The organism is Streptomyces monomycini (assembly GCF_022271435.1).
Taxonomy (GTDB): Bacteria; Actinomycetota; Actinomycetes; order Streptomycetales; family Streptomycetaceae; genus Streptomyces; species Streptomyces monomycini.
The window spans coordinates 160,579-185,596 of record NZ_JAFIQY010000001.1; the positions used below are offsets into that span (position 1 = coordinate 160,579).

The window sequence follows — 25,018 nt, forward strand, 5'->3', positions numbered from 1 at the left end:
AGGGACGGATACTCGGTCAGTCCGGCGTGGGGGTGTCCATCGCATCGGCGAGGGATTTCGGGCGCATGTCCGTCCAGCGCTCCGTCACGTGGTCCAGGCAGCCCTGCCGTGTGTCCTCGCCGTGCACGACGGTCCAGCCGCCGGGCAGCCCGGCCGCGGCGGGCCACAGGGAGAACTGGTTCTCGTCGTTGACGAGGACGAGGTAGGCGGCGTCGGGGTTCTCGAACGGGTTGGTCATGACGTGCGGCTCCTTGGGGGTGTGTCGGGGTGGTGGTTGCAGTGGTTACGGACTGGTCGTCACCTGGGGCAGCGGCTGCGAACGGAGCGCTGTCCGGGACAGCGGTCACGGGCCGGCCGTTCCGGCCGTTCTCGGAGACAGGGCGTCGTCCGGTCGCGCCGTCCCGTCCAGTACGGCGGCGATCACGGGCCCGATCCGGGCGAGGGCGTGCGGCTGCATCATGTGCCCGTGCTCGCAGCACGCGTCGTGGGTGAGCACGGCACCGGAGACGTACGGCTGCCAGGCCTCCGCGGGCCAGTGCGGTTCACCGCGTTCGGGCTCCGCCTTGAAGAGCAGCAGGTCACCCTCGAAGACGGCGGGCCGGAAGGTGTACCAGCGCAGCCGGGTGTTGTCGGTCAGGGTCTCCGCCAGGGCCGTCACCTGGGGTTCGACCAGCAGGGCGGCCAGTGCGCTGCCTTGCTCGCGCAGGATTTCCGCCGCCCGGGCGGTGTCGGGGCCAGGAGCCTCCCCGTTGTCGGCACGGCCGACCGAGTCGACGAACAGTTCGGCCACGTCGTGTGCGGTGTGGCGCGGAAGCACGCGGCCGGGGTCGATCTGGAGGGGCGCGGAGTCCAGGAGGGCCAGGAAGGCGACTTTCTCGCCCTGCTCTTGGAGGCGGACGGCCATGGCGTGGGCGACGGCGCCGCCGAAGGACCAGCCGAGCAGGTGGTAAGGACCGGTGGGCTGCACGGTGCGGATCTGCTCCAGGTAGTCGGCGGCCATGTCCGCGATGGTCGCCGGGCGGGCGCCGGGCTCGGTCAGGCCGCGTGCCTGGAGCCCGTACACGGGACGGTCGTCCAGGTGGCGCATGAGTCCGGCGTACGGCCAGCTGATGCCCGACGCCGGGTGGACGCAGAACAGCGGCGGACGGCTGCCGCGCGGGCGCAGCGGCAGCAGGACGTCCAGGGCGTCGGCGGTCGAGCCGCCCCTGCCGGGCGCACGACCGTCGGCCGCGGCACGACCGTCGGCCGCGGTGCCCCCGTGAACCGCGCTGTCCCCGTCGCCCGCCGCGTCCAGGGCTCGGACCAGTCCGGCGGGCGTCTGGGCCGCGAACAGGGCGCGCAGGCCCGGGTCGGCGCCGAAGACCGCGCGGACGCGGCTGGTGAGGCGGGCCGCCAGCAGCGAGTCGCCGCCGAGGTCGAAGAAGCCGTCGTCGGGGCCCACGGAGGGCAGGCCGAGCACTTCGGCGAAGAGCGCGGCCATCAGCTCTTCGGGCGGGGTGCCCGGCGCCCGGCCGCCCTCCGCCGCGGCGAAGACGGGGGCGGGCAGCGCGTGCCGGTCGAGTTTGCCGTTGGCGGTCAGCGGCAGGGCGTCCAGGAGGACGACGGCGGCCGGGACCATGAACCGGGGCAGCCGTTCCCGCAGGAAGCTCCGTACCCGGGCGGGGTCCGGGTCCGCACCGGGAGCGGACACGGCGTACGCGACGAGCTGCCTGCGGCCGGGGGTGTCCTCACGGACGGCCACGGCGGCGCGGTCCACGTCCGGGTGGGCGAGCACGGCCGCCTGCACCTCGCCCGGTTCGATCCGTACGCCGTTGATCTTCACCTGGTCGTCCGCCCGGCCGAGGTACTCCACGACACCGTCCGGGCGGTACCGCCCCAGGTCGCCGGTCCGGTACATCCGTGCGCCGGGCGGGCCGTACGGATCGGCGACGAAGCGCTCGGCGGTGAGCGCCGGACGGCGCAGGTAGCCGCGGGCCAGGCCGGTGCCGGTCAGGTGGATCTCGCCCGGCACTCCCGGCGGCACCGGGCGGAGGGTGGCGTCCAGGATGTGTACGCGGGTGTTCCAGACGGGCCATCCGGCGGCCACGTCGGGGCCGTGCGCGACGGCGTGCAGACTGTCGCCGCTGACTTCGGACGCGCCGTAGAGGTTGACCAGACGGGCGTACGGGAGGGCTTCGGCGAACCGCTGGGAGAGGGCGGGCGGCAGGGCCTCGCCACTGGTCACCCACAGGCGGCAGGTCGTCAGCGGTCCGATGTCGCCGTCCAGGAGGGCGGCGAGCAGGCTGGGCACGACGGTGATGCGGGTGGCGCGGTGGCGGGCGACGAGGGTGGCCAGTCCGGCCGGGCTGCGGGCGGTGAAAGAGTCCGCGAGGACGACGGGCGCGCCGTGCAGCAGGGCGCCCAGGAGTTCGGTGGTGCCGTCGATGAAGCTCAGGGTGGTCTTGGCGAGCACCGGCTGTCCGGCGTGCCAGGGGTAGGCGCGGCCGCACCACAGCAGGCGGTTGACGCATCCCCGGTGCAGGCCGACGACGCCCTTGGGGGTGCCGGTGGAGCCGGAGGTGTAGATGACGTACGCGGGGTGCAGCGGCTTGAGGGGGGCTCGCCGGTCGGCGTCGGTCAGGTTGGTGTCCCGTACCGGGGCCGCGGGGCGGTCGGCGTCGGTCAGGGTGATGTCCCGTACCGGGGCCGCGGGGCGGTCGGCGTCGGTGAGGTCGGTGTCCCGTACCGGGTCTGCGGGGCGGTCGCCGTCCACCGCGTCCACGACCAGGCGCGGGACGTTTGTGGCGGGCAGCGCCGGTGCGGTGGCGCGGTCCGTGACCAGCAGGACGGGCCGGGTGTCGCCGAGCATGTGGGCGAGGCGTCCGGCGGGGTAGCCGGGGTCCAGGAACAGGTAGGCGGCGCCCGCCTTGAGCACGGCGAGGACGGCGGTGACCATGGCGGGGGTGCGGGGCAGCGCCAGTCCGACGACGTTCTCGGGCCCGGCCCCGCGGGCGACGAGCAGGCGGGCCAGGCGGTTCGCCGAGGTGTTCAGCTCCGCGTAGGTGAGGGTGCGGTCGTCGCAGATCAGGGCGGGTGCGTCGGGGGTGGTGGCCACCTGGTCCTCGAAGAGGCGCGGCAGGACCAGGTCGGGGACGCCGTGCGCGGTGTCGTTCAGGGCGCGCAGGGTGTGCCGTTCGCGGGGGGTGAGGAGGTCCGCCCGGCTGATCCGCAGACCGGGGTCGTCCGCCGCGGTGTCGGTGATCCGGCGCAGCCGTGCCACGAAGGCTTCGACGGTGGAGCGGTCGAAGAGGTCGGTGCTGAATTCGACCTTCGCCTCGACACCGGCGGGGGTGCCGTCCGGTGCGCGGTGTTCGGTGGCGTTGATCTCCATGTCGAGCCGGGCGGTACCGGTGTCGGCGGGCAGCGGTGTGACGGTGACGCCGGGCAGTGCCGGCCCGCGGCCGGTGGCGGACCGCCAGGTCAGCAGCGTCTGGAAGAGCGGGTGGCGGGCGGCCGTGCGGGGCGGGTTGAGCGCTTCCACGACGCGGTCGAAGGGTGCGTCCTGATGGGCGTACGCGGCGAGGTTCACGTCCCGTACCCGGGTGATCAGTTCGCGGAAGGCCGGGTCGCCGGAGGTGTCGGTCCGCAGGACGAGGGTGTTGACGAAGAAGCCCACGACGTCGTCGAGCGCCGCGTCGGTCCGTCCGGCGGCCGGGGTGCCTAGGGGGATGTCGGTCCCGGCGCCCAGCCGGGTCAGCAACGCCGCCAGCGCGGCCTGTACGACCATGAACACGCTCGCCCCGCAGTCCCGGGCGAGCGCGGTGAGCCGCTGGTGTGCGGTCGCGTCCCAGGTGAAGGCCAGCACCTCGCCGCGCCCGGCGGGGACATCCGGGCGTGGCCGGTCGGTGGGCAGGGGCAGCTGGTCGGGCAGGCCGCGCAGGTGCCGGGTCCAGTACGTGAGCTGTTCGGCGAGGAGGCTGTCCGGGTCGGCGGGGTCGCCGAGGAGTTTGTGCTGCCAGAGGGTGTAGTCGGCGTACTGGACGGGCAGGGGCGGCAGGCTGGGCGGGCGGCCGTCGCGGCGGGCGGCGTAGGCGTGGGCCAGGTCGCGCCACAGGGGGCCGAGGGACCAGCCGTCGGCGGCGATGTGGTGGACGACGAGAACCAGTACGTGCTCCTCGGGGCCGAGGACGAACAGGTCGGCGCGGAGCGGGAGTTCGCGGGTCAGGTCGGCGGAGCGGCGGGCCGCCGCGCGGACCCGCTCCGTCACCTCGGCTTCTTCCCAGCCGCTCGCGTCCGTGACGGTCACGACGGCGAGCGCGGCGTCCCGGCCGAGCACCGTCTGCCGCGGTACGCCCCCGGTCTCGGGCAGTACGGTCCGCAGCACCTCGTGCCGGTCCGCCACGTCCACCAGTGCGGTGCGCAGCGCGCCGGCGTCCAGCGGGCCGGTGAGCCGCATGGCCAGCGGAACGTTGTACGTGGCGCTCGGTCCCTCCATGCGGTGCAGGAACCACAGGCGGCGCTGGGCCGGGGACAGCGGTACCACCTCCGGCCGGGGCGCCGGGCACAGTACGGGCCGGGCGCGCCGGGCGGTACGCAGCCGCCCGGCGGTACCGGCGGCGGTCGGGGAGGCGAAGAAGGCGCGGAGGTCGAGTTCGGTGCCGAGGACGGTGCGGATGCGCCCGGCCAGCCGGGTGGCCAGCAGGGAGTCACCTCCGAGGTCGAAGAAGCTGTCGTCCGGCCCGGCCGAGGGCAGCCGCAGCACCTCCGCGAACAGGCCGCACAGCACCTCTTCCTCGGGGGTGCGCGGCGCGCGTCCGGCCGGTGCCGGGGTGAAGGCGGGGTCGGGGAGGGCGTTCCGGTCGAGCTTGCCGGCGGCCGTCAGCGGGAGCGTGTCCAGGGGGACGACGGCGGCCGGGACCAGGTGCTCGGGCAGCCGGGCGCGCAGAAACTCCCGTACGGAGTCCGGTGCGAGAGCCGGGGACCGCGGTACGGAGTCCGGTCCAGGGGCCTGGCACGGCGGCGCGGACTCCGGTTCAAGGGCCGGGGCCCGCGGTACGGACTCCGGTTCAGGGACCCGAGGCGCGGCGACCACGTATCCGACGAGCCGCGCGGTGCCCGACGTGTCCGTACGGACGGCGACGGCGGCGCGGGCGACGGCGGGATGGGCGGCGAGGACGGCCTCCACCTCGCCCGGTTCGATCCGGAAGCCCCGCACCTTCACCTGGTCGTCGGCCCGTCCGGCGAACTCCAGCTGGCCGTCGAGGCGCCACCGCACCAGGTCGCCCGTCCGGTACATCCGTTCCCCCGCCGCCCCGAACGGACACGCCACGAAACGCTCCGCCGTCGGCCCCGGACGGTGCAGATACCCGCGCGCCGGTCCGGCGCCCGCCAGGTACAGCTCCCCCACGACGCCCGGCGGTACCGGCCGCAGCGTCGCGTCCAGCACATAGGCCCGGCTGTGGGTGACCGGCGCGCCGATCGGCGGGGGGCCGTCGCCGCGGAGGGGTTCGCTGAGGGTGGCGCAGATCGTCGCCTCGGTCGGGCCGTACGCGTTGATCATGCGGCGGCCGGGCGCCCAGCGGGCCACCAGCCCGGCGGTGACCGCCTCGCCCCCGACGACCAGGGTCTCCAGGTCGGGCAGCGGGGCGTGCGGGACGGTGGCCAGCACCGTCGGCGGGACGAGGCAGTGGGTGACACGCTCCCGGGCCAGGAACTCCGCGAGCGCGTCGCCGCCGAGCGGCCCGGCCGGCGGCACGACCAGCGCGGCGCCCGACGCGAGGGCCATCAGTGTCTCCATCACCGACGCGTCGAAGCCGGGCGAGGCGAGCTGGAGCACCCGGCTGCCGGGGCGCAGGCCGAAGCGGGCCGCCTGGGCCGCGGCGAGGGCGTGCAGGCCCGTGTGGGTCACCGCGACGCCCTTGGGCGGGCCGGTGGAGCCGGAGGTGTGGATGACGTAGGCGGGGTGCGCGGGCAGGAGCGGCGCGAGCCGGTCGTCGTCGCCCGGGTCGTGGTCCGGCTGCCCGGCGAGGGCACGGAGTGTGGTGCCGGCGTCCAGGACCAGGCACGGCGGCCCGTCCGGCGGCAGCCTGCGGGCGGCGTCGGCGGTGGTCACGACGAGGACGGGAGCGGCGTCCCGGAGCAGGTACGCGATCCGCTCGTGCGGCAGCGCGGGGTCCACGGGGAGGTGCGCTGCGCCCGTCTTGGCCACGGCGAGGACGGCCCGGACGGCCGTGGCGGACCGCGGCAGGAAGAGGGCGACGACGCGCTCCGGGCCCGCGCCACGGCTGGTCAGGAGGTGGGCGAGACGGTTCGCACCGGTGTTGAGCGTCGCGTACGTCGTCGTCCGGTCTCCTTCGACGACGGCCGGCGCGCCGGGTTCCCCGGCGGCGCGTGTCTCGAACAGCGCGGGGAGCAGTCCCGTCGGCAGGCCGCGCGCGGGGCCGCTCCACCGGTGCAGCAGCAGACGGCGCTCGCCCGCGGAGAGGATGTCCGCCTCGCCGATGGGCCGGTCGGGCCGCGCGAGGACCGCCCTCAGGAGCCGTCGCAGCCGTACGGCCAGGGTTTCGACGGTGTCGCGGTCGAACAGGGCGGTGGCGAACTCCACCGAGCCGTCGATCCCGGCGGGCCGCCTGCCGGGGCCCCGCCGTTCGGTGAAGCGGAAGGAAAGGTCGAACTTGGCGGTGCCGGTGTGCGCCTCTTCCCGCCGGACCGTCACTCCGGGGAGGGTCAGCGCGTCGCCGGACGCCGTGTCCACGGCCAGGGCGACCTGGAAGAGCGGGTTGCGGCCGGCCGCACGGTCCGGGTTCAGCACCTCGACGAGCCGTTCGAAGGGCACGTCCTGGTGCGCGTACGCCCGCAGGTCACGCTCCCGTGCCCGCCGTACCAGCTCGTGGAACGACGGATCGCCGGAGGTGTCGGTGCGCAGTACCAGCGTGTTGACGAAGAAGCCGACGACGTCGTCCAGCGCGGCGTCGGTCCGGCCTGCGACGGGAGCGCCCAGCGGCACGTCCGTCCCTGCGCCGAGCCGGGTCAGCAGCGCTGCCACGGCGGCCTGCGCCACCATGAACACGCTCGCCCCGTGCTGCCGGGCCAGCTCCGTGATCCGGCCGTGCAGTTCCCCGTCCCAGCGGAACGCCACGACCGCGCCCCGGTGGCCGGTGGCAGCCGGAGGCGTACGGTCGTACGGCAGTGCCAGCCGGCAAGGCGCACCGCGCAGTTCCTCCCGCCAGAATTCGACGTGCCGTGCCGTGTCCCCCGCGTCGCCCAGCGCCTCCCGTTGCCACAGCGCGAAGTCGGCGTACTGCACCGGCAAGGCGTCCCGGTCCGGGGCACGGCCGGCAGCCCGCGCCTGGTACGCCGTCACCACGTCCCGCCACAACGGCGCCAGCGACCAGCCGTCCGCCGCGATGTGGTGCACGACGACCACCAGCACCGCCTCGTCTCCGGCGCACGAGAACAACTCGGCGCGGAACGGGAGGTCCGTCGCCAGGTCGAACGCGTGGCGCACCGCGCGGCGCACCGCTCGCGCCAGCGCGTCGGCGGACCGGTGCGCGAACGGCGTCCGGACGAGGGGAGGGCCGCCTGCCGGGCGCAGCACCTGGTACGGCTCGCCGTCCGCCGCCTCGGCGTACACCGTCCGCAGTACCTCGTGCCGCTCCAGTACGTCCCCCAGCGCCGCGTCCAGCGCGTCGGCGTCCAGCGCGCCGCGCAGCCGCAGCACCAGCGGCACGTTGTACGTCGCGTCCGGCCCCGTCATGCGGTGCAGCGTCCAGAGCCGGCGCTGGCCGAACGACAGCGGCACACGGGCGGGCCGGGGCAGCGGGCGGAGCGCCGGACGCGGGCGGGCCGCGGTGCCGAGCCGGGTGGCCAGGGCGGCGGGGGTGGGCGTCTCGAAGACGGCGCGGAGTCCGAGTTCCGCGCCCAGGACGGCCCGGACCCGGTTGACCAGCCGGGTGGCGAGCAGGGAGTGGCCGCCGAGCGCGAAGAAGCCGTCCTCGGCGCCGACCTCGGACACGCCGAGCACCTCGGCGAACAGGCCGCTCAGTACTTCTTCTTCGGGAGTGCGGGGCGGGCGGGAGGCACGGTCGGCGGTGTCCGGGGCGGGCAGGGCGCGGTGGTCCAGCTTTCCGTGGGCCGTCAGCGGCAGGTCGTCCAGGAACACGATCGCGTCCGGGAGCAGGTGGCCGGGCAGCCGGGCGCCGAGGAAGGCGCGTACGTCGGAGTGGTCCGGCGCGCTGCTACCCGGCTGCCGCGGAGTGGCGCCGACGAGCACCGCGTACGCCACGAGCCGTCGGTCGCCCGGGCGGTCCTCGCGCGCCACGACGGCAGCGCGCGCGACACCGGGATGGGTGGTGAGGACCGCCTCCACCTCACCCGGCTCGATCCGGAAACCCCGCACCTTCACCTGACCGTCGGCCCGCCCGACGAACTCCACCTGACCGTCCGCACGCCACCGCACCAGATCACCCGTCCGGTACATCCGCTCCCCCGCCACCCCGAACGGACACGCCACAAAACGCTCCGCCGTCAGCCCCGGACGGTTCAGATAGCCGCGCGCCAGCCCGGCCCCGGCCACGTACAACTCCCCCGCCACTCGGGGCGGCACCGGCCGCAGTCCCGCGTCCAGCACGTACAGTCGGGTGCCGGCCACCGGCGTACCGACCGCCGGCGCGGAACCACCCGTCAGCGGCCCGGTCATCGTCGCGCACACCGTCGTCTCCGTCGGCCCGTACGCGTTGACCATCGAGCGGCCCGGCGCCCAGCGTGCCACCAGCCCGGCGGGGCAGGGCTCGCCCGCCACCACGAGCGTGACGCCCTCGGGAAGGCTGCCGGGGTCGAGCGCCGCCAGGGACGAGGGCGGCACGGTCAGGTGGGTCACGCCCTGCGCGGCCACGGCCGCGGCCAGCGGCGCACCCGGCAGCAGGCGGTCCGGGGACACGGTGACGAGGCAGGCGCCCGTCAGGAGGGCCAGGCACAGTTCCCAGAACGACGCGTCGAAACTGGGCGGGGCGAAGGCCAGTACCCGGCTGCCCGCCCCGGCGCCGAGGCGTTCGCGCTGCGTCGCGGCGAGGGAGGCGATGCCGCGGTGGGAGACCAGCACGCCCTTCGGCTTCCCGGAGGAGCCGGAGGTGTGGATCACATAGGCGGGGCCGTCAGGGAAGACGGGAGCCGTCCGGTCGGCGTCGGTGAGGCCGGTGTCCGGCAGGTCCGCGAGGGCACGCGCCGTGGCGTCCGCGTCGAGGAGGAGCCGGGGTACGGATGTGCTGGGGAGCACGGCGCCGGTCGGGTGGTCGGTGACCAGGAGGGCGGGGGCCGCGTCGCGGAGCAGGAAGGCGATGCGCGCGGGCGGGTAGGCGGGATCGACGGGGAGGTAGGCGGCGCCCGTCTTGAGGACGGCGAGCACGGCGGTGACCAGGTCGGCGGAGCGCGGCAGCGCCAGGGCCACCACGCCCTCCGGGCCCGCTCCCCGGGTGGCCAGCAGCCGGGCCAGGCGGTTGGCGCGGGCGTCCAGTTCCGCGTAGGTGAGCCGGACGTCCGGTGAGGTGACCGCGGGCGCGTCGGGGGTGCGGGCCGCCTGGGCCTCGAAGAGTTCGGGAAGCGTCGCGGCGGGCAGCGCGCGCGGGGCGTGGTCCGCTGCCCTCAGCAGTGTGTGCCGCTCGGCGGAGGTCAGGATCTCCAGGCTGCCGATGGGCCGGTCAGGGTCCGTGACGGCCGCTTCCAGCAGTCTGCGCAGGCGCGCGAGCAGCCCTTCGACGGTGGCCGGGTCGAACAGGGCCGTGCGGAACTCCGTCTCGCCCTCGATTCCGGCCGGAGCCCGCCCGGCGTCCCGGCGCTCCCGTACGGCGATGGTGAGGTCCATCTTCGCGGTGCCGGTGCAGACATGGACCTCCTCGGTCTGGACGCCCGGCAGGCCGTACCCGGCGCGGTCCGCACCGTTCGTCGTGAGGGCGACCTGGAAGAGGGGGTTGCGGCCGGCCGAGCGGTTCGGGTTCAGCGCCTCGACCAGCCGCTCGAACGGCACGTCCTGATGGGCGTAGGCCCGCAGGCCCGTATCCCGCACCCGGTCCACCAGGGCACGGAACGACGGGTCGCCGGACGTGTCGGTACGCAGCACCAGCGTGTTGACGAAGAACCCGACCACCTCGTCCAGCGCCGCGTCACCACGGCCCGCGACCGGCACCCCGAGCGGGATGTCCGTCCCCGCCCCCAGCCGGGTGAACAGCGCCGCCAGTGCGGCCTGCACCACCATGAACACGCTCGCACCGCGCTCCCGGGCCAGCTTCACCACCCGGCCGTGCAACTCCGCGTCCCACCGGTACCGGACCACCGCGCCCCGGTGGTCGGTGACCGCCGGGCGCGGGCGGTCGTACGGCAATGCCAGCTCTTCCGGCAGACCGCGCAGTTCCCGCCGCCAGAACGCCGTCTGCCGCGCCATCACGTCACTGCCGGACGCCAGCGCGTCCCGCTGCCACAGCGCGAAGTCCGCGTACTGCACCGGCAACGCGCGCCAGTCCGGTGCTCCCCCGCTCCTCCGCGCCTCGTACGCCGTCACCACGTCCCGCCACAACGGCGCCAGCGACCAGCCGTCCGCCGCGATGTGGTGCACGACGACCACCAGCAGCGACTCGCCCCCGGGGCCCCGGAACAGCTCGGCGCGGAAGGGTGGTTCGCGGGTCAGGTCGAAGGCGTACCGCACGGACCGGACCACCTCGGCCGCGTCGGCCGCCGGATGGCCGGCCGGCGTCACCGTCAGGTACGGCCGCTCCGCGTCGTGGTCACGCACCACCTGGTACGGCTCACCGTCCGCCGCCTCCGCGAACACCGTACGCAACGCCTCGTGCCGCCCCACCACGTCCCCCAGCGCGTCATTCAGCGCCCCGGAATCCACCGCGCCGCGCAGCCGCAGCACCAACGGCACGTTGTACGCGGCGCCCGGCCCGTCCAGCCGATGCAGGAACCACAGGCGTCGCTGCGCGGGCGACAGCGGCAGCCGGGCCGGCCGTTCGGTCCGTACGACGGCGGGCCGGGCGGCCGCCGCCCCGCCGACGCGCCGCGCCAGGGCGGCCGGGGTACGCGCCTCGAACAGAGCGCGGAGGGTCAGCTCCCGGCCCAGCGCCGCGCGGGCGAGACTGACGAGCCGGGTCGCGAGGAGGGAGTGACCGCCCAGTGCGAAGAAGTCGTCCTCGGCGCCCGCTTCCGGCAGACCGAGCACGTCGGCGAACAGGCCGCACAGAATTTCCTCGCGGGCGTCGCGCGGGCCGCGCCCGGTTGCGTGCCTGCCGGGCGCCGGAAGGGCACGCTGGTCGAGCTTGCCGTTGGGGGTGAGGGGCAGCGCGTCCAGGGCGACGACCGCCGAGGGCACCAGGTACGCGGGCAGCCGCTCGCCCACGTACTCGCGCAGCGCGCCGGGAGCCGGAGCGTGCCCGGGCGCGGGAACCACGTACGCCACCAGCCTGCGGTCGCCCGGGCGGTCCTCGCGCGCCACGACGGCAGCGCGCGCGACACCGGGATGGGTGGTGAGGACCGCCTCCACCTCACCCGGCTCGATCCGGAAACCCCGCACCTTCACCTGACCGTCGGCCCGCCCGACGAACTCCACCTGACCGTCCGCACGCCACCGCACCAGATCACCCGTCCGGTACATCCGCTCCCCCGCCACCCCGAACGGACACGCCACAAAACGCTCCGCCGTCAACCCCGGACGGTTCAGATAACCGCGCGCCAGCCCCACCCCCGCCACGTACAACTCCCCCACCACACCCGGCGCCACCGGACGCAACCCCGCATCCAGCACATACACCCGGGTGCCCGCGATCGGCGTACCGACAGCCGGTGCGCAACCGTCCGTCAGCGGCGCGGTCATCGTCGCGCACACCGTCGTCTCGGTCGGCCCGTACACGTTCACCAGGCGGTGCGTGGCGGCCCACCGGGCCACCAGGTCCACGGGACACGGCTCACCGGCCACCGCGAGGGCGACGCTCCGCGGCAGCGCACCGGTCGGCAGCCCGGCGAGGACGCTCGGCGGCAGCTTCAGGTGGGTCACGCCGAACTGCGCCACGGCGTCGGCCAGTTCCTCGCCCGCGAGCAGCGTGCCGGCGGGGGCGATTGCCAGAGTGGCCCCGGAGAGCAGTGCGGTGCACAGGTCGGACACGGAGGCGTCGAAGCTCAGCGAGGCGAAGAGCAGGACGACGCTGCCGGGCCCGGCGCCGAAGCGCGCGGTCTGTGCTGCCGCGAGTGCGGCGATGCCCTCGTGCGGGACCTGCACGCCCTTCGGTCCGCCGGTCGAGCCGGACGTGTGGATGATGTAGGCGGGGTGCCGGGGCCGCAGGGGGGCGGTGCGCTCGGAGTCCTGGACGGGAGTGTCCGGGAGGCTGCCGAGCAGGGTCCGGGTGTCCTGGTCGTCCAGGGCGAGGCGGGGTTCCGGGCCCGGCGGCAGGGTTCCGGCGGTGGCGCTGTCGGTGAGCAGCAGCACCGGCCGGGTGTCGCGCAGCAGGCAGCTGATCCGCTCGGCCGGGTGGGCCGGGACCAGCGGTACGTAGGCGGCTCCGGCCTTCAGGACGGCGAGGACCGCGACGATCAGTCCGGCGGAGCGTGGCAGGGCGAGGGCCACCGTCCGTTCGGGGCCCGCGCCGTGCCGGACGAGCAGCCGTGCCAGCCGGTTGGCCGCCGCGTCGAGTGCGGCGTAGGTGAGGGTGGTCCCGGCGCTCCGTACCGCCGTGGCACGGGGTGTCCGTGCCGCCTGGGCCTCGAAGAGGGCAGGCCAGGTCCGCGGAGCGGGGGCGGGTTCCGGGGCGGCGCTCCAGGTGTGCAGGACGCGGGTGCGCTCGCCGGGTGAGAGGACGGGGAGGTCTCCCACGGGCCGGTCCGGGTCGTCCGCCACTGCCTTGAGGACCCGCGCCAGGCGGTGCAGGGTGGCTGTCGCGGTGCGCGGGTCGAACGTGTCGGAGCGGTGGCCCAGTGCGAGGCCCAGCCGTTCGCCGGGGAGGACGGCGAGACTCAGCGGGTAGTGGGTGCCGGAGGTGATCCGGGGCGCCGAGCACCGCAGCGGGCCGGTACCGGTGCCGAGGACGCCGGGCGGAAGGTTCTCGAAGACCAGGAGGGTGTCGAAGAGCCGGTCGTGCCCGCAGAGCCGGTGGAGCCGGGTGAGTCCGATGTGCTGGTGGGGCAACAGTCCGGTCTGTTCGTCCTGGAGGCGGGCCAGAACTTGAGTGAACGGCCGGGCCGCGTCGAGACGCACCCGTACCGGCAGGGTGTTGTTGAACATCCCGACCATGTCCTCGACGCCCGGCACGTCCGCGAGCCGTCCGGAGACCGTGGCGCCGAAGAGGACGTCGTCCTGGCCGGTGAGGCCGCGTAGGACCACGGCCCAGGCTCCTTGCAGGACGGTATTGAGCGTCAGACCGTGGCGGCGGGCCAGCGCGCGCAGGGATGCGGTCAGCCCGGTGGACAGCGTGGCTCGGACCTGTCCGTGTCGCGCGCTCGCGCCGACGGCACGTCCGGGCGCCACCAGGGTCGGACCGTCCACACCGGCGAGGGCCTGCCGCCAGGCGGTCTCGGCCGCCGTACGGTCCTGTGCGGCAAGTCGGCGCAGATACTCCCGGTACGGCGCCGAGGCGGCCATGCCCGCGGGGTCGCCTCCCGCCGCGTGGACGGCGAACAGGTCCCGCAGCACCAGCGGCCCGGACCAGCCGTCCAGGATCAGGTGCTGGACCGTCAGCAGCAGCCGGTGCCGGGCGGGCCCGAGGCGCAGCAGGGCGAACCGGAGCAGCGGGCCGTCGGCCAGGTCGAAGCGGGTGGCGCGGGCGTCGGCGGCGATGCGGTCCGCACGGGCAGCCTGTTCGTCGCCGGTGAGGTCCGCGAGGTCGTGCTCGGTCCAGGGGAGGGTCACGGTTCGTGAGTGCGGCACCACCTGGACGGGGGCGCGCAGGCCGTCGTGCCGGAAGGCGACGCGCAGGGCGGGGTGCCGTTCGAGTACGGCCTGTCCTGCCGCGCGCAACGCGCCCGGATCCAGCGGGCCGTGCAGGTCCACGGCGAGCTGGCTGGTGTAGACGTCCGGGGCCTGCTCGTCGTACAGGGCGTGGAAAAGCAGCCCCTCCTGGAGCGGCGTGAGGGGCCAGATGTCGGCCAGGTCCGGGCAGTCGTGCGTCAGCCGCGCGGTCTCGTCCTCCGTGAGGGCGACGAGCGGGAAGTCGGCGGGCGTGCGGCCCTCCGCGTCCGGTGCCGCGGCACGTTCCGTGAGCGCGGTGAGCAGACCGGACCACGTGTCCGCGAGGTCGCGTACCTCGTCCTCGGAGAACAGGGCGCCGGGCCAGGACCAGGCCGCCGTCAGGACCGGACCGCCGGGGCCGCCCTCGACCAGCGCGTCGAGCGTGAGGAGGTGGGTGGCGGGCTGTGCGGGGTCGGCGCCGCCGGTGATGCCGCCGGAGCCCGGGACCGGCGCCCAGTCCCCTGGCTGCTGCGGGAAACGACCGAGGTTGTTGTAGGCGATCAGGGGGCGCGTGCCGCCGGCGAGGGTCGGGGCCGTCTGGGGGTTGAGGTGGCGCAGCAGGCCGTGACCGAGGCCGTTGCCGGGTACGGCGCGCAGCTGATCCTTGACGCGCCGGTAGGCCCGGTCCAGCGCGGGTCCGCCGGAGCGGAGCCCGGTGGCGTCGGTGGTGCCCGGGTCGAGGCGTACGGGGTGGACGCAGGTGAGCCAGCCGACGGTCCGCGCCAGGTCGACGGTCTCCGCCGTACTGGTGTCCGCCGTACCGGGGGGCGCCGTACCGGGGAGCGCCTCCCTCCCGTCCCCCAGGTCCTCGCGGCCGTGCCGTTCGATGTCGAGCAGGACGGCGGTGTCCGGGCAGCCCGTACGACGGCGGCGCCAGTCGGCCACGGCCAGACCGAGCGCGGTGATCAGAATGTCGTCGGTCCTGCCGTGGAGGGCGGCGGGCACCGGGCCGAGCAGCGGGGCCGTCCGCTCCGGCGGCAGGGTCAGGGTCAGCCGCCGCACCGTGCTCGTCAGGTCCCGGGACGGGTCGTACGGGAGGCGGGACAGGGGCGGTTCGGCGGTGCCGGTCATGCCGGTCCACAGGGGGAGTTCGGCGACCCGGTCGTGCTGCTGGGCGAGGTCGGTGAGCCGGTGGGACCAGGCGCGCAGGGAGGTGCCCACCGGTTCGAGCACGGGGCGGCGGCCGGCCGCGGCGGCTTCCCAGGCGGCGCGCAGGTCGGGCAGCAGTACGCGCCAGGAGACGCCGTCGACTGCGAGATGGTGGATCACCAGCAGCAGGTGCCCCGCCCGGTCGGGACCGGCGTCCAACCAGACGGCCTGGAGGAGGCCCCCGGCCCGGCCCGACTCCGGGTCGAGCCGGTCCCGCGCGGCGTCCTTGTGGCGGCGTACGGCTGCGTCGAGTGCGGCGTCGTCCAGCTCCGTGGCGTCGACGCTGCGGACGAAATCCGCGTCGGTGACGGTGTCGGTAACGGTGCCGGCACCACCGCCCCTTCCGGTGCTTCCGGCCGTTCCCGGCGGGGCGATGTCCAAGATCCACGCCACTCCCCCCACCCGGCCCAGCCGCAGCCGCAGGGCGTCGTGGTGGTCGATCACCGTACGCAGCGCGGTGGCCAGGTGCCGGGTGCCGAGACCCGGCGGCACCTGCACCAGGACGGACTGGTGACAGCCCGCCACCGGCCCGCCGGTCTCCCGGAGGGCGTGCATGACGGGGGTGAGGGGCAGCGGGCCGCTGTCGTGTCCGGCGGAGGCGACCGGTGGGTGACCGGCCGAGCCCGCCCGTGCGGCGAGGGCCGCGACGGTACGGTGGCGGAAGACGTCGCGCGGGGCCAGGGCGAGCCCCTCCCGGCGGGCCCGGCCGGCGAGCTGGACGGCGATGATGCTGTCGCCGCCGAGCTCGAAGAAGTCGTCGTCCAGGCCTGCCGCGCCGGTGCCGAGGCCGAGCGCTTCGGCGAAGAGACGGGACAGGGTCCGCTCGCGGTCGTCGCGGGGCGCCCGGTGTGCGGAGGCCGCCGCGTAGTCGGGCCGTGGGAGGCGGGCGCGGTCCAGTTTGCCCGCGGTGCTCAGCGGCAGCGTGTCGAGGACGACGACCGCGGCGGGCACCAGGTGGTCCGGCAGCCGTCCGGCCGCGTACCGGCGCAGCTCCCGAGGGTCGGCGGCCCGTCCGGCGGCAGGGGCCACGTACGCGACCAGCCGCCGGTCGCCCGGCCGGTCCTCGCGGACGACGACCGCTGCCGCGCCGACCGCGGGGTGCGAGGTCAGCGCGGCCCGCACCTCCCCCGGTTCGATGCGGAAGCCCCGCACCTTCACCTGTTCGTCCGCGCGGCCCACGAACTCCAGCGAGCCGTCGGCGCGCCGGCGGACCACGTCGCCGGTCCGGTACATCCGCTCCCCCGGCGGCCCGTACGGGCAGGCCACGAAGCGTTCGGCGGTGAGCGCGCTCCGGCCCAGGTAGCCGCGCGTCACCCCGGCGCCCGCGATGTACAGTTCCGCCGCCGCGTCCGGTGGGGCCGGGCGCAGCGCGTCGTCCAGGACGTAGGCGCGGATGCCGCCCAGTGGCCGGCCGAGCGGCAGGGGTCGGGTGTCCGGCAGGGGCCCGTCGAGGAATCCGGCGATGACGAGCACGGTCGTCTCGGTGGGGCCGTACTCGTGCACGAAGCGCGCGCCGGGCAGCAGTTCCCGCCCCTCCCGCACGGTGCGGGGCAGCAGCGCTTCCGAACCGATTTCGACGCGGCGCAGGGCCAGGTCTCCCGCCAGGCCGGGTTCTTCGCGCAGGGCGTCCGTCAGTTGCTCGAAGGCGGTCGATGTCTGGTGAAGCTGGGTGACGCCTTCTTGTACGAGCAGTCGCAGCAGTTCCGCCGGGGACCGGCTCTCCTCGTACGGCACCACGACCAGGCGGCCGCCGTGCAGGAGCGGCCCCCACATCTCCCAGACCGAGAGATCGAAGGTGTGGGAGTGGAGCAGCGCCACGACGTCGTCGGCGCGGAAGTCCAGGCCCGGGGCGTCGCGGAAGAGGCGGGCGACGGCGTGGTGCGGGACCACCACGCCCTTGGGTTCGCCGGTGGAACCGGAGGTGTGGATGACGTAGGCGGGGTGGGCGGGCAGCAGCGGGCAGGCGCGCTCACGGTCGTGTACGGGTGCGTCGGAGCACCGGTGGAGGGCATCGGCCAGCTCCGGGCCGTCCCAGGTGAGGTACGGCACGGGGGGCGCGGGCACCGGGGCCCGGGTGGTGAGCAGCAGCACCGGGCGGGCGGCGCGCAGAATCTTGTTGTTGCGTTCGGCGGGGTGGCCGGGTTCCAGGGGCAGGTAGGCCGCGCCGGTCTTCAGCACCGCCAGTACGGTGGTCACGAGGTCGGCCGAGCGGGGCAGCTCCAGCGCCACCAACTGTTCGGGCCCGGCGCCCCGCTTGATGAGCACCCTGGCCAGCCGGTTGGCCTCGGCGTCGAGCGCACTGTACGTCAGGGTCGTGTTGCGGAAGGTCACGGCCGGGGCGACGGGTGTACGGGCCGCCTGGCGCGCGAACAGCTCCGGCAGCAGGACCTGGCGGCCGTCCAAGGCGGTGGTGGCGTCGCGCTCCCCTGCGGTGCGCATGTCCAGGTCGTCGATCGGCCGGTCAGGGTCGGCTGTCCCGTCCGCCAGCAGGCTCCGCAGCCGTTCCAGCAGGGCTTCCACCGTGACGTGGTCGAAGAGGTCGGCGTCGAAGTGGGCGGCGCCGGTCAGGGCGCCCGTGCCGACGGGACCGCCGGGTGTCTCCGTGACGCTGATCTCCAGGTCGGTGACGAGGGTGCCGGTGTCCAGCTCCCGGGCCTCGGCGAGGACACCGGACAGGGCGGGAGCAGCGGCCGGAGTGTGCTGCCAGACCAGCAGCGTCCGGAACAGCGGGTGGCGGTCGCCCGGGCGGTGCGGGCGAAGTGCCTCGACGACCTGTTCGACGGGCACGTCCTGGTGGGCGTAGGCCTCCAGGCCGGTCTCGCGTACGCGGGTGAGCAGCGTACGGAAGTCCGGCGCGCCCGACGTGTCGACGCGCAACACCAGCGTGTTGACGAAGAAGCCGATCAGGTCGTGCAGCGCCTCGTCGGTACGTCCCGCGACGGGGGTGCCGATCGGGATGTCCTCGCCCGCGCCCAGCCGCGTCAGGAGCGCGGCGAGCCCCGCCTGCACCACCATGGACGGGGTCGCGCCGCACTCCCGCGCCAGCGCGCGCACCGCTTGCGCGAGCCCGCTGTCCCACTGGAAGCGGCAGGTCCCGCTGCGCCCGGTGGGCGTGTCCGGGCGCGGCCGGTCACAGGGCAGGGCGATCCGGTCCGGCAGACCGGCCAGCTTCTCTTTCCAGTAGGCGAGTTGGGCGACGGCCGTCGTACGGCCGGTTCCGTCGTCCGCGTCGAGCAGGTCGCGCTGCCACAACGTGTAATCGGCGTACTGCACGCGCAGCGGGGCCCAGGACGGCGGGCGTCCTTGCCTGCGCGCCTCGTAGGCCTGCGCGAGGTCGCGCCACAACGGAGCCAGGGACCAGCCGTCGGCCGCGATGTGGTGCAGCGTCAGGGACAGGACGTGCTCCTCCGGCCCCAGGACGAACAGGCAGGCACGTACGGGCGGCTCGGCCGCGAGGTCGAACCCTTGGCGCGCGGCTTCGGCGACCAGACTGGGCGCGGCATCCGGGGTCGTCTCGGTGACGGCCGTCCTGAGCCGCACAGCCTCCGGGGGCAGTACGGACTGACGCGGTTCCGCGCCGTCCTCCGGGAAGACGGTCCGCAGGGCCTCGTGGCGCGTCACGACATCACGCAGCGCCGCTTCCAGCGCCTGCCGGTCGAGCGGTCCGGAGAGTGCGAGGGTGAGCGGCACATGGTGGGCGGGGCGCGGTCCTTCCAGGTGATGCAGGAACCACATCCGGCGCTGTGCGAAGGACAGCGGCAGCTCGGCGGGGCGCGTGGACCCGGCCGTCAGCGCGGGACGGCAGGAACGTCCGCCGGTCAGCCGCGCGGCCAGGCCCGCCGGGGTCGGTGTCTCGAACACCGCGCGCAATCCCAGCTCCGTACCGAAGGCCGACCGCACCCGGTTCACCAGCCCGGTGGCCAGCAGCGAATGCCCGCCGAGGCTGAAGAAGTCCTGGTCGGGGCCTACTTCGGCGAGGGACAGGGTCTCCGCGAAGAGACCGCAGAGGATGTCCTCGCGGGCGTCGCGCGGTGCGCGTCCGCCGGGGGCGCGGTGGATGGCCTCCGGGTCCGGCTGGGGCAGTGCCCGCCGGTCCAGCTTGCCGTTCACCGTCATCGGCAGCTCGTCGAGGACCAGGACGGTGGAGGGGACCATGTGGTGCGGCAGCCGGGCTGCGACGGCGTCGCGTACGGCGGTGCCCAGCGCGGCGTCGGCCCGGCACCGGGCCGGTTCGCCGGTCAGCGCCCGCAGGTCGCCGTGGGCGCGTACCGCCGGGAGGTGTACGTCGGTGTACGTCACGACGGGTACCGCCCCGGAAGGCGCGCTCCCGCCCCGCAGGAACACGGCATCCAGGCTGCCGTCGTCCGCCTCCGACCAGGTGACGAGCGCCTGGTAACCGGCGGCGTCCGCTAGCTCGTGCAGTTCTTCGGGGTCGACGGCGGGCCCTCGCCCGGTTCCGGCCGGACCGGCCCCCGGCACGTACGTGTCCAGGCGCCCGTTGGGCATGCCGCTCACCCGCAGGGCATCGGGCCGGCCGGTGCGCAGCCGCTCCGCCAGCGACGGCAGGCCGGGCACCTCGCTCCCCCACCGCACGCGGGGCGTGTCGGCGAGCGAGACCGCGGGGGCCGGGCCTTTGCGCAGCACCACGTCGTACCGGTAACGGCTCAGCTCGTTGTGGTGCCGCCCGCGTTTGACGCGGAGGTCCACCGCGCTCACCCCGGGCAGCGGCCCGTGCGGCAGGGCGGTGAAGAAGCCGGGCGCGACCAGCAGTTCCTGCTCGCGCGCCAGGCTCCGCCGGACCGCCGCGGCCAACTCCGCGTCGGCCAGGGCAACGCCACGAGCCGCCGCGCGCTGCCGGTGCAGTGCCGTGTGGAAGCGGCGGGCCAGCCGGAGGTCGCGTACGTCGCCGACGAAGAGGGCGCCGCCGGGCGTCAGGCGGTCGAGGGCACCGCGCAGCACGGTGAGAAGGTGGTCCGCGTCGGGGAAGTACTGGGCGACGGAGTTCAGTACGACGACGTCGAAGCCGCCTTCCGGCAGGCCCCGCATGTCGTCGGCAGCCTGGCAGGTCAGGGTGGTGCGGGCGGCCAGTACGGGGTCGGCCGCGAGCGCGCCGCGCAGTCCGGTGACGGCTGCGGCGGACAGGTCGGTGCCCCAGTAGCTCTCGCAGAACGGGGCGATCCGGGCCAGGAGGAGGCCGGTGCCGACGCCGATCTCCAGGACCCGGCGGGGCCGCAGGGCCCGTACCCGGTCGGCGGTGGCGTCCCGCCACTCGCGCATCTGCTCCAGCGGGATCGGCCGTCCGTCGGCGCTGTTCCGCCATCCCGCGAAGTCTTCACCCAGGGCGGTGGGCCGCCGTGCGGAGGCGGCGTACAAGTCGTCGTACACCCGCCGCCAGGCCGCCAGTGCCGCGTCGGTGCCCGCCGCGTGCCCGGTGCCCCCGTGGTGTGACTCCGTACGCGGATACGGCCGCGGTACGACGTAACCGACCAGGCTCGGCCCTCCGTCCGCGTCCCGGCGGACGGCCACCGCGGCCTGGGCGACGTCCGGGTGGGCCGCGAGGGCGGACTCCACCTCCCCCGGCTCGACGCGGAAGCCGCGGATCTTGACCTGGTCGTCGGAGCGGCCGGCGAACTCCAGCCCGCCGGGTCCGCGCCGCACCAGGTCGCCGGTCCGGTACATGCGTGCGCCGGGCGGGCCGTACGGGCAGGCCACGAAGCGTCCGGCGGTCAGTCCGGGGCGGTTCAGATAGCCGCGCGCCAGACCGTCGCCCGCCACGTACAGTTCGCCCGTGCCGCCGGGCGGCACCTCGCCCAGCCGGTCGTCCAGCACGTACAGCGTGAGATCCGCGATCGGCTCCCCGATGGCGCTCGGCGCGCCGGGCCGGGCACCGGCCCGGTCGCAGGCTGCGTAGGTGGCGTGCACGGTGGTCTCGGTCGTGCCGTACATGTTGACGAGCAGCGGCGCGTCGTCGGGGTGCCGGTCGTACCAGCCGGCGAGCCGGGCGGGGTCGAGCGCCTCGCCGGCGAGGACGACCACGCGCAGCGGCGCGTCCCGCAGGACGTCGGGACGCTCGCCGTCCGCGGTCAGCAGCGCGGAGAAGGCGGTCGGTGTCTGGCACAGGACGGTGACCCGCTCGCGGGCCAGCAGTGCCAGGAGGTCGGCGGGCACCCGGCCGGTCCGGTGCGGGACGATCACGAGCCGCCCCCCGGTCAGCAGCGCGCCGAACATCTCCCACACCGAGACGTCGAAGGCACAGGAGTGGAAGAGGGCCCAGATGTCGTCCGGGCCGAAGCCGAACCGGTGGGCGGTGGAGGTGAGCAGACGGACGACGTTGGCGTGGGTGGTCACGACGCCCTTGGGGGTGCCGGCGGAGCCCGACGTGTGGATGATGTACGCGCAGTCGCGCGGGTCCGGCCGCCCGCCGCGGTCGGTGTCGGTGACGGGCTTGGGCGCGGCCTGGTCCAGGAGCCGCTGCGTACGGTCGTCGTCGAGCAGGACCACGGGGACGCCACCGGGGCCGCCGGCGTCGGCCGGCAGCCCGTCCGCCAGCTCACACACCGTCAGTACGGCGGCGGGCGCCACGTCCCGCAGCAGGAAGGCGACGCGCTCGGCCGGGTATGCGGGATCCACGGGCAGGTAGGCCGCTCCGCACTTGAGCACTGCCAGGACGGCCACGACCAGGTCCGCCGTACGCGGCAGCACCAGCGCCACCACCTGCCGGGGGCCGGCGCCCCGGCCCAAGAGCACCCGGGACAGCCGGTTGGCGGCGGCCTCCACCTGCGCGTACGTCATCCGTACAGCCTCGTCCGCCACGGCGACGGCGCCAGGCGTGCACCGCGCCTGCCGGGTGAACAGTTCGCCCAGCGTCACGGGCGGCCTGTCCCGGGCGGTGTCCAGAACGCTGCCCGGAGCCTCGCCGGGCGGTGCGCCGTCCTGCTCGTCGAACGTCACTTTCCTAGACCTCTCGCACTACGGGTCGCACTACGGGCGCGCGTCAGGGCGGCGCGGGGCCACACAGGGGTGCCGGGCGCGGCGGCGTCCTGCCGCGGCCGCCGGGAGCCGCGGGGGCCGTCGGCCCCGGGCCGGGTCAGCTCCAGTACCGCAAAGGCTCGTCGGGGCCCTTGCAGGCGATGAACGCCGCCATGCCGACGCGGTGGCCGCCCCGGGCCGGGGTGACGGCGTGCAGCATCCGGGAGCTGAAGACGATCAGGTCGCCCGCCTGCGGGTGGATCACGTGGTCCGGGGGCTCGACCGTCGCCGGGTCCAGCCCTTCGACCTCCTGGATGGTGCGGGACTCCGCGCTCGTGGGCTCACGCCGCCACAGCTGGAGGTCGCCGCCCTCCTCGGGCACCTGGAGGTAGATGTTGGCGACCAGTTGCTCGCTCACCCCGGCGGCCTCCGGGGCGTCCGTCTCCTGCTCGATGCGGTCGTTGTGCGGGTGGAAGACCGAGGTCCGCGGGCGGAACACCCGCAGCGCGCCGACGAAACACGGCCGGCCGCGCAGCCGCAGCAGTTCGGCACCGGCCGGCCAGCATTCCTGGAGCAGCAGCCGTACATGGTCCACCGGGGACAGATACGGCGCGAACAAATCACGCACCTCGTGGATCGAGGGCAGTGCGGCGTCGTGGTAACGGGCGGTCAGTTCGGGATTCCACGCCGTGTCGATGTGCGGCAGGTGCACTCGTCCCACCGTACTCGTATATTTCTTGTGATAATTTCCCAGCGCCTTGTGCCGCACCGCTTTCCCGGCCACTTCCGCCGCGACCCGCCGGTCGCAGAATCCGGGTACGTGCAGGGCTGCGATCTCCCGGCGGGCCAGCCGCAGCAGGGAATCCCGGGTCAGTTCACGGGCGAAGCCGCCTTCCGCGGCGGCGCCCGCGACGCCCGCGCCGGGCCCGGAAACAGTCGAAGTCACATCGTCACACTCCACTCAGCGGTGCACAGCCGGGGGACTCCGCTCGGCCGCCGGCACCACGCCGGCGACCGCCCCGGCCCCGGAAACGGAAAAGGGGGCCGTACGGGAGGATATGAGCACTGCCCCTGGCCTTTCCGCGCCCGATCGCCTGCGCACCGCTTCCGGAAAACCGCGGACACGTCCGGGACCAGGTTCTCCCGGCGCGCGGCCCGCCACACCGCGCTCACCGGCAGCCCGCCCCATCGGGGGAACCCGTGAACCGGCCCTGGACGAGTGCCGGTGGAACGACGTTCCGACAAACTGCGGAGATGAAGGAAAGCCCGGCCCGGGCCGGGCCGGTGCTCCTCAGCCGGTGCCGCTGGGCACCGCGCAGTCGGCCGGCTGGGGTTTCCGCTCCGGCCAGCCCAGCCCCACGAACGCCACCCGGCGGGTGCCCGGGTCGAGCTTCACGACGGCCACCGGTTTGTCGTAGGCGTTGCCCCCGTTGGTCAGGCAGATCCAGCCGCTCGTGCCCGGCACCCGGTACCGGGCCTCCAGCCGTGGCCACTGGGCGGTGACGCGCTCCCGTGTCGGCACCGCGCCGGCGGCCTGCGCGTTGGCCAGGAAGACGGCCGAGGCGATGGTGCGTACGCCGTCGTGGACCAGCATCGTGCGGGAGTCCTCCAGGGTCACCGGCCCGATGTCGCCGCCGGACTGCCGCTCGATCAGGCGGCGGAGTTCCCGCAACTCGCCCTGCGGCTCCGTCAGGTACGCCGGCCGGTCCCCGGCCGCCGGCGCCTTGCCGGTGACCGCCCGCCGTTCCTTCTCCCAGGTCCGCAGGGACGCGTCCCAGGCGTCCGGGTGGCCCGGGGCCGCGTACTGCACGGTGATCGTGGCGCCCGCCCCGTCGTCGCCCCGCAGTTTCTCCCAGTCGCCCGGGCTCATGTACCGCTCCAGCGTCGCCGCACCCGACCCGCTCACGACGGTGTACTTCTTCCCGTGGCACGGGACCTCGGCCAGTTTCAGGGCGAACAGCCGCAGATGGACCGGGCGCCCCGCGAAATAGACGACCCGCGCGTCGGATTCACAGATGTTGTGCCCAATCGTCGTGAAGTCGTTTCCGGTGTCGCCCAGGTCGTTGATGCCGGGCGAGGTGAACGGCTGGTCCTTCGGGCCGGGCGGCCCGGGTTCCGGCCGGCTGAACGCCTTGGCGAGTGATTCGTCGTAGATGTCGTTCGGGCGGAGATCCTTGACCAGGACGGTTTCCGCGTCCCGGAGTCCACCGTGGAAATCGGCGAGCGCGGCCGCCTGCTGCCGGTTGGTGGGAATGATCCGGGCCAGTCCCGGATACCGGAGCGAGCCGCTCTGGTCGTCGGAATTGGCGAGGTCGTCGGCGCTGACCCGGCTGGCGAGCACCGGAATCCGCAGTTCGCCGGTCAGCCGGGTGACGGCCTTCTTCGTGTTGTCGAGGCTGAGGTTGAAGCCGGTGACGGCGCGCAGATTGTCGCGTGGCGAGTCCGCCATCGCCGCGAGCCGGTCCACCACCTTTTCCTGCTGCCCGTAATCGGCGCCGGGGTTGGCCAGCACCAGACGCAGCAGCGGCTTGTTCTCCGAGCGATTGGCACGGTACTGCGCCAGGTAGGCGCCCTGCAGTTCGCTGCGGAGCTGGGCGCTTTCGGCTTCGGACTTCGGCTGCAACGGCAGCATCATCGCGACACTGACGATGTCCTTGTCCCCGGCGATGCGCTCGTTCTCCCGGCCGATCGCGTCGGCCACCTGATGAATCTCCTCCGTCCCGAAGTCGTAACCGGATCCGTTGACGCCGATGCATTCACCGGCGCTCCGCTCGACTCCCTCGGCGCAGCGTTCGGGGGCCCCGATCCGGCCCGGAATGATGATGGCGAGGGGGACGACCACGGCCAGTACGACGAGGATCGTGCACGCTTTGCGGATCCAGGTGGCCCAGAACGTGTTGTACAGGAAGTTCAGCACCGCCGCGCCCTCCCCCT

The 25,018-nt window shown here is 74.7% G+C and carries 4 protein-coding genes and 1 pseudogene; all 5 read right to left on the bottom strand.

What is annotated here, in order from left to right; translation table 11 throughout:
- Nucleotides 1-16 precede the first annotated feature (16 nt).
- Nucleotides 17-238, bottom strand: coding sequence for an MbtH family protein (locus JXZ78_RS00745; RefSeq protein WP_030021545.1), 222 nt, complete (start codon nucleotides 236-238; stop codon nucleotides 17-19).
- A 105-nt stretch (nucleotides 239-343) separates the two neighbouring features.
- Nucleotides 344-19,621: a non-ribosomal peptide synthetase gene (locus JXZ78_RS00750; RefSeq protein ID WP_443735630.1), complete on the bottom strand. Its 19,278-nt coding sequence runs from the start codon at nucleotides 19,619-19,621 to the stop codon at nucleotides 344-346.
- A gap of 369 nt (nucleotides 19,622-19,990) precedes the next feature.
- A pseudogene (locus JXZ78_RS41230) lies at nucleotides 19,991-22,066 on the bottom strand (amino acid adenylation domain-containing protein); the annotation flags it as partial.
- A 136-nt stretch (nucleotides 22,067-22,202) separates the two neighbouring features.
- Nucleotides 22,203-23,030 carry a 2OG-Fe(II) oxygenase gene (locus tag JXZ78_RS00755; protein ID WP_030025289.1) on the bottom strand — a complete coding sequence of 276 codons (828 nt, stop codon included), beginning with the start codon at nucleotides 23,028-23,030 and terminating at the stop codon, nucleotides 22,203-22,205.
- Nucleotides 23,031-23,375: 345 nt separating this feature from the next.
- Entirely contained in the window at nucleotides 23,376-25,001 is a 1,626-nt protein-coding gene (locus JXZ78_RS00760) for an ABC transporter substrate-binding protein (protein ID WP_030025288.1), read from the bottom strand.
- Between the last annotated feature and the right edge of the window lie 17 nt (nucleotides 25,002-25,018).

Excerpts from the sequence above, each read along its gene's own strand:
- JXZ78_RS00745 (WP_030021545.1), bottom strand. The coding sequence starts at position 238 with ATGACCAACCCGTTCGAGAACCCCGACGCCGCCTACCTCGTCCTCGTC.
- JXZ78_RS00750 (WP_443735630.1), bottom strand. The coding sequence starts at position 19,621 with ATGCCCAACGGGCGCCTGGACACGTACGTGCCGGGGGCCGGTCCGGCC.